This is a genomic window from Schumannella sp. GW821-FHT10F01 (assembly GCF_058809295.1).
This window is the reverse complement of the sequence record NZ_JBXASM010000002.1, coordinates 152,072-165,034: the sequence shown is the minus strand read 5'-3', so window position 1 is coordinate 165,034 and position 12,963 is coordinate 152,072. Positions and strand designations below refer to the sequence as shown.

At 72.6% G+C, this 12,963-nt stretch carries 9 protein-coding genes and 1 riboswitch; of the genes, 1 reads left to right on the top strand and 8 read right to left on the bottom strand.

All coding sequences use genetic code 11. From position 1 onward, the window contains the following. Positions 1 to 38: 38 nt before the first annotated feature. The 3 genes from AC1RSJ_RS03740 to glyA form a co-directional block, all read right to left on the bottom strand. Complete coding sequence (locus tag AC1RSJ_RS03740) at positions 39 to 2,660, bottom strand: alpha-L-rhamnosidase (protein WP_493116997.1); 2,622 nt, start codon at positions 2,658 to 2,660, stop codon at positions 39 to 41. 121 nt (positions 2,661 to 2,781) lie between these two features. Beyond that, positions 2,782 to 3,669 carry a bifunctional methylenetetrahydrofolate dehydrogenase/methenyltetrahydrofolate cyclohydrolase gene (locus AC1RSJ_RS03735; RefSeq protein ID WP_493116996.1) on the bottom strand — a complete coding sequence of 296 codons (888 nt, stop codon included), beginning with the start codon at positions 3,667 to 3,669 and terminating at the stop codon, positions 2,782 to 2,784. An 11-nt stretch (positions 3,670 to 3,680) separates the two neighbouring features. Further along, positions 3,681 to 4,991, bottom strand: coding sequence for a serine hydroxymethyltransferase (gene glyA, locus AC1RSJ_RS03730; RefSeq protein WP_493116995.1), 1,311 nt, complete (start codon positions 4,989 to 4,991; stop codon positions 3,681 to 3,683). Positions 4,992 to 5,021: 30 nt separating this feature from the next. Next, positions 5,022 to 5,106, bottom strand: a riboswitch (ZMP/ZTP riboswitch). A 169-nt stretch (positions 5,107 to 5,275) separates the two neighbouring features. Here glyA and AC1RSJ_RS03725 point away from each other — a divergent pair. After that, positions 5,276 to 6,847, top strand: coding sequence for a helix-turn-helix domain-containing protein (locus AC1RSJ_RS03725; RefSeq protein ID WP_493116994.1), 1,572 nt, complete (start codon positions 5,276 to 5,278; stop codon positions 6,845 to 6,847). A gap of 100 nt (positions 6,848 to 6,947) precedes the next feature. Here AC1RSJ_RS03725 and AC1RSJ_RS03720 read toward each other — a convergent pair whose 3' ends face one another. From AC1RSJ_RS03720 to AC1RSJ_RS03700, 5 genes are read right to left on the bottom strand one after another with little or no spacing between them, the layout of a single operon-like run. After that, entirely contained in the window at positions 6,948 to 8,708 is a 1,761-nt protein-coding gene (locus AC1RSJ_RS03720) for a hypothetical protein (RefSeq protein ID WP_493116993.1), read from the bottom strand. Continuing rightward, a complete protein-coding gene (locus AC1RSJ_RS03715) occupies positions 8,705 to 9,631 on the bottom strand; it encodes a 1-phosphofructokinase family hexose kinase (RefSeq protein WP_493116992.1) in 927 nt (308 codons plus the stop codon). Before AC1RSJ_RS03715 ends, AC1RSJ_RS03720 begins: the two co-directional genes overlap by 4 nt. 10 nt (positions 9,632 to 9,641) lie before the next feature. Next, on the bottom strand, positions 9,642 to 10,550 hold the full coding sequence (locus AC1RSJ_RS03710; RefSeq protein WP_493116991.1) for a carbohydrate ABC transporter permease: 909 nt from the start codon (positions 10,548 to 10,550) through the stop codon (positions 9,642 to 9,644). Positions 10,551 to 10,579: 29 nt separating this feature from the next. After that, positions 10,580 to 11,542, bottom strand: coding sequence for a carbohydrate ABC transporter permease (locus AC1RSJ_RS03705; protein WP_493116990.1), 963 nt, complete (start codon positions 11,540 to 11,542; stop codon positions 10,580 to 10,582). A 4-nt stretch (positions 11,543 to 11,546) separates the two neighbouring features. Next, positions 11,547 to 12,872 carry an ABC transporter substrate-binding protein gene (locus AC1RSJ_RS03700; RefSeq protein WP_493116989.1) on the bottom strand — a complete coding sequence of 442 codons (1,326 nt, stop codon included), beginning with the start codon at positions 12,870 to 12,872 and terminating at the stop codon, positions 11,547 to 11,549. Between the last annotated feature and the right edge of the window lie 91 nt (positions 12,873 to 12,963).

Here is a 12,963-nt window from a genome sequence, read left to right as displayed (position 1 = left end):
CGGAGCGCCCTCCTCAGCCGGCGGGTATCGCCGCGGCGTCAGCCGACCGCGACGACCTCGTCGAACCCCCCGTGCCCGAGCTCGCGCACCGGACCGCCGAGCTCCGCGAGGTCGAGCACCGCCGTGGCGCCGACCGGCACGCGGCCGCGCACGCGCAGCTCGCCGTCCGCCAGCTCCCAGTCGATCGAGGCCCTGCCGCGCGGGGTGTCGAGGTCCGCGCCGGCGGAGGTGAGGCCTCCGCCCGGGCGCGGCCGGAACAGGATCCGCTCGTAGCCCGCCTCGGCCGGCGCGATGCCGGCCACGGTGCGGTGCAGGAACGACCCGACCGCGCCGAGCGCGTAGTGGTTGAACGACGTCATGCCCATCGTGTTGATCTTGCCGTCGGGCTTGAGGCTGTCCCAGCGCTCCCAGATCGTCGTGGCGCCCTGCTCGACCGGGTACAGCCACGACGGGCACTCGGTCGCGGTGAGCATCGCGTAGGCGTCGTCGAGGTGGCCGGTGACGGCGAGCGCGTCGCAGATCACGGGCGTGCCGGCGAACCCGGTGCCGATGAGGTGGCCGCGTTCCCGCACGAGCGCCGACAGCCGATCGCCGGCGGCCGTCAGGTCGTCGCCCTGGAGGATGCCGAACACGATCGCGAGCGCGTACGAGGTCTGCGCGTCGTCGATGAGATGGCCCGGCTCGTCCGTGTACGCGGCGAGGAAGGCGACCCGGATGCGCTCCGCGAGCTCCGCGTACTCGCGCGCCTCGTCGTCCCGCCCGAGCACGGCGGCCGCGTCCGCGACTGCCTTGGCGCTCTTGAAGTAGTACGCGGTGGCGACGATGCGGGTGTCCGCCTTCGCCGCGAGCGAGTTGTCCGGCGGCGCCGTCGGGTCGAGCCAGTCGCCGAACTGGAAGTCCGCCTCGTGCAGCAGCCCGTCGGTCGCGACCCGGCGGATGCCGTCGACCCAGCGCTTGGCGGCCGGGTACTGCTCCGCCAGCATGCCGCGATCGGCATAGGCCTCGTAGAGGTCCCACGGCGTGAGCGAGATCACGTCGCCCCACACCGCCGTGAAGCCGGTGTCGCCGTCGAGTCCGCGCACGTCGGGCACGAAGTGCGGGATGGATCCGCTCGGCCGCTGCTCGATCGCGATGTCCTGCAGCCAGGAGCGCAGGAACGCCGAGCAGTCGTAGACGAACGCGCCGGTCGGGCCGAAGGCCTGCAGGTCGCCGGTCCAGCCGAGGCGCTCGTCGCGCTGCGGGCAGTCGGTCGGCACGTCGACGAAGTTGCCGCGCATGCTCCACACGATGTTCTCGTGGAGGCGCTCGAGCCGCGGGTCGGAGCAGCGGAACCAGCCGATGCGCCGCATGTCGGAGTGCGCGACCTCGGCCACGATGTCGCCGTCCTCGACCGGGCCGCGCCAGCCGCGCACCTCGGCGTAGCGGAACCCGTGGAACGTGAAGCGCGGGGCCCAGGTCTCCCCCGTGCGCTCCGGACGCCCGTCGGCGTGCGGCAGCGGCGAGTACTCGTCGAGCTGCTCGGCCGTGCGCAGCGGACGCAGCGCGAGGCGGCCGTGCTCGAGCACCTCCGCGTGCCGGATCTCGAGCTGCCCGTGGCGCTGCGGGTCGCGCAGCCGCAGGCGCCCGACCAGGTTCTGGCCGAAGTCGAGCGTGATGCCGTCGTCGTCGACCTGCGAGATCGGGGCGACCTCCTCGGTCACCCGCACCGGCTCGCCCTCGTAGGCGACGAGCTCGACGTCCGGCCACGGGAGCTCGCGGACCGGCTCGGCGCCCGCGAGTTCGGCGGCCGGGTCGGCCCAGCCCTCCGGCAGGCCGGCCGCGTCGAAGCGCTCGCCGTCGTAGATGCTCGACGACAGGATCGGGCCGCGCACCGCGGTCCAGTCCGCGTCGGTGCCGATCGTCTCGGAGGAGCCGTCCTCGTAGCGGATCTCGAGCTGCGCGAGCAGCGCGAGGGTGTCGCCCCAGATGTTGCGGGCGCGGCGGTCCCAGCCGAGGCGCGTGCGGTACCAGCCGTCGCCGAGCCAGGCGCCGAGCGCGATGGCGGCGGATCCGTCGGCACCGGTGCCCGCGGCGCGGAGCTGCGCCGTGACATCCGCGGTGACGTAGCGGATGCGCGACGCGTACGAGGTCCAGCCGGGCGCGAGCAGGGCGTCGCCGACCTTGACCCCGTCGATGTCGAGCTCGTGGAGGCCGAGGCTCGCGCTGTGGATCCGCGCGGCGGCGACGGGACCGCGGAGCCGGACCACGCGACGCAGCAGCGCGGGCGGCTGATCGACGCGGGTGTCCTCCGCCCACGGTGCGGCGATGAAGCCGGCGGACCAGTCGGCCCGCTCGAGCAGGCCGGCCTCGATCGCGGTCGGCTCGCTCCATGCGCCCGGGACGCCGTCGGCGCCGACGACGCGGACGCGCACGGTGCTCGACTCGCGGGAGGCGAGCGGAGCGAAGGGCCAGTCCTCGAGCACCCCGGCGGCGGGCTCGATCCTGGCGATCTGCACGGCGCCGTCCGCCGCGGTGCGCTCGACCTCGGCGGCGGTCGGCGACCAGCCCGGCGGCGCCTCGGGCACGGTCCAGGAGAGCCGCGGCGAGGCGGTCCCGATGCCGAGCGGGCGGAGCCGGTGCTCGGCGGCGGGGGCGGTCGGGGTGAGCGGTGCGGTGGGCACGGTGTCCTCCGGGGCACGTCGTCGTGTCGGTCCGTTGAAACGTTACAGAGCGGATTGCTACGACGCAACGCGCGCGCTGACACCGCTGGCGCGCGTCCTCAGCCGCCGGGTCGTGGCAGCGCTACGCCGACAGGTACTGCCGCTCGGCCGCGAGCACCACGTTGGACAGCAGCATCGCGCGGGTCATCGGGCCCACGCCGCCGGGGTTCGGCGACAGCCAGCCCGCGACCTCGGCGACGGCCGGATCGATGTCGCCCGCGAGCTTCGCGCGGCCCGACTCGGTCGTCCCGACGCGGGTGACCCCGACGTCGAGCACCGCGGCGCCCGGCTTGATCCAGTCCGGCTTTACGAGGTGGGGCCGTCCGACGGCCGCGACCACGATGTCCGCCCGGCGCACCTCGGCCGCGAGGTCGGGGGTGCGGGAGTGGGTCAGCGTGACGGTCGCGTCGACGCCCTTCCGCGTGAGCAGCAGGCCGAGCGGACGGCCGACGGTGAGCCCGCGGCCGATCACGACCACGTGCCGCCCGGCGATCGGCACGTCGTGCCGGCGCAGCAGCTCGACGATGCCGGCCGGAGTGCACGGCAGCGGGGTCGCGAGCTCGCCCTCGACCCCGAGCACGAGCTCGCCGAGGTTCTGCGGGTGCAGTCCGTCGACGTCCTTCGACGGGTCGACGGCGACGATCGCGGCGTGCTCGTCCATGCCGGCGGGCAGCGGCAGCTGCACGAGGTAGCCCGTGACGGCCGGATCGGCGTTGAGCCGCGCGATCTCGGCGTGCACCTCGGCCTCGGTGGCGTCGGCCGGCAGGTCGACGCGGATCGACTCGATCCCGACCTCCGCCGAGTCGCGGTGCTTGCCGCCGACGTAGCTGTGCGAGCCCGGGTCGTCGCCGACGAGCAGCGTGCCGAGCCCGGGCACGATGCCCCGCTCGCGGAGGGCGGCCACGCGCACGGCGAGCTCGCCCTTGATGGCAGCGGCCGTGGCCGTGCCGTCCAGTCGGATGGCGGTCATCCCTTCTCCCCTCAGCGCCAGGTGGTGGGCGACTCGAGGCCCGGGTACAGCGGGAACCGGTCCGCGAGGGCCGTCACGCGCTGCCGCAGGGCCGGCACGTCGGGCTCGGACGGGGTGAGGGTGGTCGCGATGATGTCGGCGACCTCCGCGAACTCGGCGTCGCCGAAGCCGCGGGTGGCGAGGGCCGGGGTGCCGATCCGCACGCCCGAGGTGACCATCGGCGGGCGCGGGTCGAACGGCACGGCGTTGCGGTTGACGGTGATGCCGACCTCGTGGAGGAGGTCCTCAGCCTGCTTGCCGTCGAGCGGCGAGTGGCGGAGGTCGGCGAGCACGAGGTGCACGTCGGTGCCGCCGGTGAGCACGTCGACGCCGCCGGCCTTGGCCGCGTCGCTCGTCAGCGCCTGCGCGAGCAGCTGCGCGCCGCGGATGGTGCGCTCCTGGCGGTCGCGGAACTCCGGCTCGGCGGCGAGCTTGAACGCGGTCGCCTTCGCGGCGATGACGTGCATGAGCGGCCCGCCCTGCTGGCCGGGGAACACGTTCGAGTTGAGCTTCTTCGCGATGTCGGCGTCGTCGCTGAGGATGAAGCCGGAGCGCGGGCCGCCGATCGTCTTGTGCACCGTCGAGCTGGTGACGTGCGCGTGCGGCACCGGCGAGGGGTGGAGGCCGGCGGCCACGAGCCCGGCGAAGTGGGCCATGTCGACCCAGAGCTTCGCGCCGACCTCGTCGGCGATCGCCCGGAAGGCGGCGAAGTCGAGCTGGCGGGGGTACGCGGACCAGCCGGCGATGATGACCTGGGGCTTGACCTCGAGCGCCTTCTCGCGCACGACGTCCATGTCCACGAGGAACGTCTCCGGGTCGACGCCGTAGGCGTGCGCCTCGTAGAGCTTGCCGGAGAAGTTCAGCTTCATGCCGTGGGTGAGGTGACCGCCGTGGGCCAGCTCGAGGCCGAGGATGCGGTCGCCGGGCTGCGCGATCGCGCTGAGCACGGCGGCGTTCGCCGACGCGCCCGAGTGCGGCTGCACGTTCGCGAAGCCGGCGCCGAAGAGGCTCTTGGCCCGCTCGATGGCGAGCGTCTCGACGATGTCGACGAACTCGCAGCCGCCGTAGTAGCGGCGGCCCGGGTAGCCCTCGGCGTACTTGTTCGTGAGCACGGAGCCCTGTGCCTCGAGCACCGCGCGCGGCACGAAGTTCTCGCTCGCGATCATCTCGAGGGTGCCGCGCTGGCGGCCGAGCTCCTGCTCGAGGGCGGCGGCGACCTCCGGGTCGACCACGGCCAGGGGTGCAGTGAAACGGGACTGGGGGGCATCGAGCACGTCGGTCACAGGGACTCCTTCTTCAGGCACAGCGGTCTGTGTCGCGGCCCAGGCGTACGGCCGCTTCCGAGTAGGAGTCGCTCCCCGATGGTGACCCATCCGAACGCCAGTCGCGACGCGTCGATCCTAGCGGAGCGAGGTCGCCGACGGGAGCCGGGGGTGTCGCAGACGATCGCGCTCGCCGCCGCTTCGACGGCCGGTAGAACTCATATCTGAGAGCAGATCCTGTCAATCCGCCGAATCGGGCCGCCGCGGAACCGACGGATATCTCATGGGCGAGATACGCTCCCTCGGTGACCGACACCACCACCCTCACCACCGCGACGGGCTCCATCCCCTCCGCCGCACCCCTCCGCGAGGTCGGCGCCCTCATCCGGGGCGCCCGCCAGGGCCGCGGCCTCACGCAGTCGCAGCTCGCCGAGCGCGTGGGCACCAGCCAGAGCGCGATCAACCGGATCGAGCAGGGCGGCCAGAACCTCACCCTCGAGCTGCTGACCCGCATCAGCGCCGCCCTCGACCAGGAGATCGTCTCCATCGGCGGCACCCCGAAGCGCTCGCACCTCCGGGTGCGCGGCGGCGCGACGCTCTCCGGGTCGATCACCGTCAACTCGAGCAAGAACGGCGCCGTCGCGCTGCTCTGCGCGTCGCTGCTCAACCGCGGCGTGACCCGGCTGCACCACGTCGCCCGCATCGTCGAGGTCGACCGGATCATCGACGTGCTGCGCAGCCTCGGCGCCTCCGTCACCTGGAGCGAGGACGGCGAGGTGCTCGAGATCGTCGCACCGGAGCGCCTGCGCCTCGACGCGATCGACGCCGACGCCGCCCGCCGCACCCGCAGCGTGCTCATGTTCCTCGGCCCGCTCAGCGGCCGCTTCGACGAGTTCCGCCTGCCCTACGCCGGCGGCTGCGACCTCGGCACCCGCACGGTCGAGCCGCACCTCATCGCCCTGCGGCCGTTCGGCGTGGACGTGGAGGCCACCAGCGGCTGGTACGACGTGCGCGTCGACCGCGCCGGCCGCGGCACCCGCACCATCGTGCTCACCGAGCGCGGCGACACGGTCACGGAGAACGCGATCCTCGCCGCCGCGGCGAACTCGGGCGAGACCGTGATCCGCAACGCCAGCCCGAACTACATGGTGCAGGACCTCTGCTTCTTCCTCGAGCAGCTCGGCGTCGAGATCTCGGGCATCGGCACCACCACGCTCCGCATCGCCGGCCGTCCGCACCTCGAGGCCGAGGTCGACTACTGGCCGAGCGAGGACCCGGTGGAGGCGATGACCCTCCTCACGGCCGGCATCGTCACCGGATCGACCCTCACGGTCACGCGCGCGCCGATCGAGTTCCTCGAGATCGAGCTCGCGACGCTGGCGGAGATGGGCCTCCGCTTCGACGTCAGCGCCGAGTACCCGGCGGCGAACGGCCGCACCCGGCTCGTCGACATCACGGTGCACCCGTCGGAGCTGCGCGCGCCGATCGACAAGATCCACGCGATGCCGTTCCCGGGCCTCAACATCGACAACCTGCCGTTCTTCGTCATCATCGCCGCGATGGCGGAGGGCACGACGCTCGTGCACGACTGGGTCTACGAGGGCCGGGCCATCCACCTGCTCGACCTGACCCGGCTCGGGGTCGACCTCACGCTGCGCGACCCGCACCGCCTCGACGTCGCCGGCCCGGCGCACCTGTCGGGCGCCGAGGTCAGCTGCCCGCCGGCGCTGCGGCCCGCGGTCGTCATCCTGCTCGCGATGCTCGCGGCGAAGGGCGAGAGCGTGCTGCGCAACGTCGACATCATCGCCCGGGGGTACGAGGACCTGCAGGCGCGCCTGGTGTCGCTCGGCGCGTCGATCGAGACCTTCCGGGACTGATCGCCTCGGCCGCACGAGATCCGATGGCTGAGTAGCCCCGAAGGACGAGGGGCGTAGAGCGCATCCTCAGCCATCGGAGCGGGGCTCCCCTTCGACAGGCTCAGGGATCCGAGGTCACCCGCACCAGCCGCACGAAGCGCACCGTCAGGTCGTCCGCGCCGTCGGCGAGCGCGATGCGCAGGCGCGGACCGGCGGCGGATGACGCCCCGGCGAGCGCGCCGTCCGGCAGCGAGATCGTCGCGGTCTTCTCGACCCCGTCGCCCGTCCGCTCGACCGGCGCCGAGTCACCCGCCGCGGTCGACACCGAGAACGAGCCCGAGCCGCGGTCGGTGTACGTCACCTTGAGCAGCACCCGGCCGGTGCCGGCCGCCGCCGCGAACCGCGGGTCGACGTCGAACGCGAGCCCGGTGTCGCCGCCCGCGGCATCCGTCGTCAGCCCCTCGTAGGCCGTGCCGTCGTCCTGCTCGAGCACGTCCCGGTGCACGTCGTCCTTACTCCGGTGCGCCACCGATCCGGGCTCGTCGACCTGCACGAGCCAGCGCTCGAGGTTGCGCACGTAGGGGCGGTCGCCCCAGTCCGACGCCGCGGCGAAGGGCGTCCGGTCGCCGCCGTTCGCGTCCGACCAGTAGGTGTCCTCCGCGTCGCGCAGATCCGCCCAGGCGTCGGCGGAGGTGCCGGCCGTCTGGCCCAGCGACAGCCGCACCCAGTCCCAGTGCCCGGCGTACGGCCCGAGGTAGGAGTCGGTCGGCACCACGTACATCCAGTTCATCCGCAGCTGCAGCGCCTTGAGGTTCGACTGCCGCACCGCGTAGTACGGGTCGTCGGTGTCGTAGCCGCACGCGGTGTAGCACTCGTTCTCGGTCGCGACGACGCGGGTGCCGTCGTGGATCGGGAGGCGCTCGTCGACGACGAGGTGCCCGTCCGGCTGCACGTGCGATCCGTAGGACGGCGCCTCGGAGAGGTGGAAGTTCGCGAGCTCGGTGATGCCGGTGCGGATGCCGAGCCCTGCGTCGACGGCCTTCGCCGCGAGCGGGTCCTCCTTCGCCCCGAACGGGCCGAACGGGTAGTCCTCGCCGGTGAAGACGAGCTTCGACGCGTACGGGCCGAACAGCCCGGCCAGGTCGGTCCAGGCGTGCGCGTACCAGGACGAGTACTGCGCCCAGTCCAGGTCGCCGGTGTCGACCGCCTGGCCGATCACGTCGTAGTCGAACTCGGCCCAGGTGAAGGCGCCCGGCACGTAGACGAAGCGGAGGTGCGGATCGGCCGCCAGCCCGTCGTCGACGAACAGCCGCCGGTAGGTGTCGAGCAGCTTCGACCAGACGCACTCGTCCCAGATCGGCAGGTGGCGCTGCCCGTCGTAGTCGGGCCCGTAGGTGCTCACCCCGCAGGCGGTCTGCACCCAGGCGGGCGCCCACTGCTTCGCACTCGCGAACACGCGCATCCAGTAGTCGCCCTGCGTGCCCTCCGGCGACTCGGCGAGCTGGTCGGCGAGCCCGTCGAGGTGCATCCCCTCGGCCTCGCCCGTCGTGGTCCGGTCGATCGCGGCGCCCTCCGAGGGCTGCAGCTGCCGCCAGGTCACGTCGACGCTGCGCACGTCGACGTGCGTCGCGGCGTCCGCCGACTCGGAGAAGAACCCGGAGTTCGCGGCCGGCCGCACCCAGTCGGGCAGTGTCCAGTCGTCGCCGACCTTCACGACCACGCCGCCCGGACCGGGGTCGACCAGCGCGCCCGAGGCTCCCGGCCCGCTCGTGCGGCTCGCGGACGGCGACGGATGCGGTGCGGGCGTGGTGCAGCCGGCCGCCAGCGCGGCCGCGGCGAGCGCCGCGAGCGCGCCGACGACGCGCGGGAGCCGCGCCCTCACGCGAGGACCCGGGCGGGGACGACGCGGATGCGCGCCGCGGCCTTCGCGACCTCGCCGCCGTCGAAGCGCCCGGCTCCGGGCATCCGGGTGTTCGCGCTCCCGGCCGCGGAGGCGAGCAGCAGCGCGTCCGCCATCCCCTCGCCGCGCTCGAAGCCGACGAGGAGCCCGGCGAGGAAGCTGTCGCCGCTGCCGATCGCGTACCGCCCGGGCTCGGGGTCGGGTGCGGCCGACCAGGCGCCGTCCTCGTCGATCGCGACCGCACCGGCCGCGCCGTCGGTGATGACGACCGCGCCGCCGGTGCGGCGCCGCACCGCCGCCGCCAGCGCCGGGAGGTCGGCGCCCGGGTCGGTGCGCACGAGCTCGGCCGCCTCGGACCGGTTGATCTTCAGCAGGTCGGGGGCGACCCGGTCGAGCAGCTCGTCGAGGTCCGGTCCGCTCGAGTCGACCGCGATGCGCGCGCCCGCGCGACGGCGCTCGGCGAGCAGCTCGGCCATGCGCGAGCCGGAACCCGGCGGCATCCGGCCGCTCACGGCGATCCAGTCCGCGGGGCGAGCCGACGCGGCGCCGACGAGCGCGTCCCAGGCGCCCGGCCCGAGCGGCATTGCCGGCTCGTAGAACTCGGTCGGGTCGCCGTGCTCCGGGATCGCGGACACGCACTCCCGGGTGGGGCTGTCGGCAGGCACGGTCGTGACGCGGATGCCGGACTGGCGGGCGAGGTCCGCCACGAGGTCGCCCATCGGGCCGCCCAGCACGGCGACCACCCGGACCGTGCCACCGAGCTGCACGGCGGCGCGGGCCACGTTGAGCCCCTTGCCGCCGGCCGACCGGATCACGTCGCGGGGCCGGTGGATGGCGCCGACCCGCACCTCGTCGAGCAGGTAGGTGACGTCGAGCGCCGGGCTCGGCGCGAGGACGAGGATCACCGGTCCATCCTCACCCGCGCAGGCCGGAGAAGGTCATCGTCTGCACGAACTGCTTCTGCGCGAACAGGAAGAACAGGATCAGCGGCAGGGTGGCGACGACGTTCCCCGCCATGAGCAGCTGCCACTCCGTCTGCCGTGTGCCCTGGAAGTTCGCCAGCCCGAGCTGCAGCGTGTACGCGCTCTGCTCGTTGATCGCGATGAGCGGCCAGACCAGGTCGTTCCACGAGCCGAGCAGGGTGAAGATGGCGAGCGTGGCGAGCGCCGGCTTCGCGAGCGGGAGCACGATCCGGAAGAACACCTGCCAGCGGTTCGCCCCGTCGATCATCCCGGCCTCCTCGAGCTCCGCGGGCAGCGAGAGGAAGAACTGCCGCATGAGGAAGATGCCGAACGCGGTGGCGAGCCACGGCACGATCGCCGCGCCGAGCGTGTTCGTGAGGCCGAAGCGCGAGAACAGGATGTAGGTCGGCACCATGAGCAGCTGCGTCGGCACCATGATCGTCGCGAGGATGAGGAAGATGCCCGCCGTGCGGCCGCGGAAGCGGAGCCGCGCGAAGCCGTAGCCCGCGAGTGAGCAGAGCACGAGGTGCGACGCGATGCCGGAGGCGGACACGATCACGGTGTTGAGCAGCCAGCGCAGCACGTCGGACTTCGTGAACAGCTCGACGAACCCGTTGAACTCGAGCCGCGACGGCACGAACGGCGGCGGGAACCTCACCAGGTCCGCCGCGGGCGACAGCGCCGCCAGGAACATCTGCAGGAACGGGATGAGGAACAGGATCGCGACGGGCATCAGCACGAGATGCCATCCGCTGATCCGGATCCGGCGCCGCTGCGGGGCGCGGCCGGACGCGACCGTCGCCGTGCGCGACCGCGTCGTCCTGGCCCGGGACGCGGCCTCGGCCGTGCTCGTCGCCGTCATGCTCGCCCCGCTCACGCTCGCCCCGCTCACTAGAAGGCCTCCATGCCGCGGCGCCGCGAGTAGATGACGACGCCGATCGTGATGAGCAGGGTGATCGCGAACAGCACCCAGGCCGCCGCGGAGCCGTAGCCGAAGTCCGCCTCGTGGAAGGCCTTCTGGTACAGGAAGAACACGATCGTCGTCGTGGAGTCGAGCGGGCCGCCGCGGGTCGTCACGAAGACGAGGTCGAACAGCTGGACCGCCTGGATGGTCTGCCACACGACGGTGAAGATGGTGATCGGCGTCAGGTGCGGCCAGACGATCCGCCAGAACGTCTGCCAGCGGTTCGCCCCGTCGAGGCGGGCCGCCTCGAGCAGCTCCCCCGGCACGTCCTGCAGGCCGGCGAGGTAGATGACCGTCGTGAAGGCCGCCGAGCCCCACAGCGACATGATCGCGATCACGATCATCGCCTGGTTCTCGTCCTGCAGCCATCCCGGCGTCGGCAGGTGCACGGTGCGGAGCACGTTGTTGATGAGCCCGTACTGCGGATCGAACAGGTAGGTCGAGAGGATGCCGGTGGCCGCCGCCGACGCGACGAACGGGACGAAGATCGCGGTGCGGTAGAAGCCGATCAGCCGGATGCGGCGGTTCAGCGCGACGGCGAGGAACAGCCCCGCCAGCACCGACGCCGGCACGAACAGCGCTGTGTACAGGCCGGTGTGGGCGATCGCGTCGTGGAACTCGGAGTCGGTCACCAGGCCGGTGAAGTTCGCGCCGCCGACGAACACGGGATCGGTGAAGCCGTCCCAGCTCTGCAGCGACAGGATGAACGACCAGATCGCCGGGAAGATCGACAGGCCGAGCACCACGACGGTGCCGGGGAGCACGAACAGCCACCCCGAGAGCCCGTCGCGGAGCTCGCGCCGCAGCCGCGCCCGCCGGCGGGAGCCGCCCGGCGCCGGCCCGGTCGGGGCGGCGCCGGCCGACCCGACCGGAGCGGAGATCGTGGTCATCGGGCTACTTCTTCGCCAGCGCCTGGTCGGCCTGCTGCTGCGCCGTCTCGAGCGCCTCCTTCGGCGTGCCCTTGCCCTGCAGCACCTGCGAGATGGCCTTCCCGATCGCGGTCGACAGCCCCGCGTAGCCCTTCACGGTCGGCCGGGCGGTCGTGGCGTTCGACACGTTGTCGGCCAGCAGCGCCAGACCCGGGAACTCCTGGTCCTGCTGCTTGAAGAAGTCGCTGTCGACCTCGGAGCTGCGCAGCGGCAGGTTGCCGAACTTGACGTTCCACTTCAGGTCGATCTCGGCGGAGGTCAGCCACTTGGTGAACTCGTACGACCAGTAGGAGCGGTTCGCGTCCTTGTGGTCGAAGAGGGTCCAGAGGTCGGGGCCCGACACGGTCTGGTGGCTGCCGTCGGTGCTCGGCAGCAGCGTGACGCCGTAGTCGGTCTTGCCCTCCTTGAGCGGCGTGAGCTGCCAGGGCCCGGAGGTCATCATGCCGATCCGGTTCGAGATGAAGAGCTTGTCGAACTTCACGTCCGTCTGGTCGAGGTACACGCTCTTGTCGGTCACGGCCATGTCGCGCAGGAACGTGAGCGACTTCACGCCGGCGTCGGAGGCGAACTCCGCCTTCGTCTGATCGTCGTTGAGGATCGACCCGCCGTTCTGCCACAGGTGCGGCCAGAACTGCCAGGTGGTCTCCTCGGATCCCGAGACGGAGTAGCCGTAGCCGTAGGTGCCGTTCGCGGTGTTCGTCAGCTTCTTGGCGGCGGCGCGGAAGTCGTCCCAGGTCCAGTCCTCGGTCGGGTAGTCGACGCCCGCGTCGTCGAAGACGGTCTTGTTGTAGAAGAGCGCGATGTCGTCGACGACCGCGGGGAAGCCGATCGTCTTCTCGCCGGTCGGCTGCGCGGTCTGGCGGGCGGCTCCGGAGAACTCGTCCCACTTCACGTCGGGCTCGGCCACCTGCTCCGAGATGTCCTGCGTGCGGCCCGAGGCCTCGAGCTGGCTCGCCCAGGACCCGAAGGCGTAGGAGACGTCGGGGTACGTGTTCGAGGCGAACCCGGCCGAGAGCTTCTGCAGCAGCCCGTCGGTCGACGACGCACCCGACTGCACGTCGATCGTGACGTTCGGGTGCTCCTTCTCGAAGTCCTTCGCGAGGCCCTCGAGGATCTTCTCGGCCGTGTCGGCCTGCCCGGTCCACCAGGTGATCTTGACGTCGGCCTTCTTGTCGAGCGTCGTCGTGCCGCTGCTCGAGCCGGCGCAGCCGGTGAGCCCGGCCGCGGCGAGTCCGACGGCCACGGCGACCGCCGCGAGCCGGCGGATCGGGGAAGAGGGGGTGGGGCTCATGCGGACTCTCCTTGGTCGGTGCGGCGGTGCAGGGCGGTGGAGCGCTGTGGGTCGTGCGGGTCGTGCGGGTCGTGCGGGTCGTGCGGGTCGT